The organism is Methanocalculus natronophilus, assembly GCF_038751955.1.
GTDB classification, from domain to species: Archaea; Halobacteriota; Methanomicrobia; order Methanomicrobiales; family Methanocorpusculaceae; genus Methanocalculus; species Methanocalculus natronophilus.
Map to the genome: position 1 here is coordinate 1 of NZ_JBCEXH010000141.1, position 501 is coordinate 501.

Genomic DNA, 501 nt, shown 5'->3' on the forward strand with positions numbered 1-501 from the left:
TACTTGATCAATGAAATAGAAAAAACAGAACAAAAAAAGTATATCAATGAAATCAAACAAACCGAATTAGAAAAACTAAAAAACGCACTCAAAGAATAATGACTTGCCTTCAAGGAAAGGAAGTTGATTATGGAGATTTTTATCAAACAAAAATGTACACATAAAATAGAATATAACTTAAACCAACCATTCATGCACTGCAATAAAACAAAAAGAATTAATAGAATCTAAATATAATGAGGTGAGATTATGGAATACATTAATGAAAACAGTGAATCGTTTAACCATCAAGTGGAAGAAAAAAATCACTTAAAAGGCAAAACATTACATATTCAAGTGTTGAGTGAAGAAAAAGATAAAGTTAATATTAAAATTCCTTTATCGTTATCAAAGTTTTTCTTAAAGAAAGATTCAAAGATTACACAAAATATTCAAAATAAACATCAAATTGATTTAGAAGAAGTGTTAAATATTATTGAGACGCAAGAAATTGGTGATTTA

Annotated in this window: 1 protein-coding gene; it reads left to right on the forward strand. The window is 25.3% G+C overall.

All coding sequences use genetic code 11. The features are described 5' to 3' along the window. Positions 1-249: 249 nt before the first annotated feature. Positions 250-501, forward strand: a 252-nt coding sequence (locus ABCO64_RS10910; RefSeq protein WP_343089503.1) for a hypothetical protein, incomplete at its 3' end; no start/stop codon positions are given.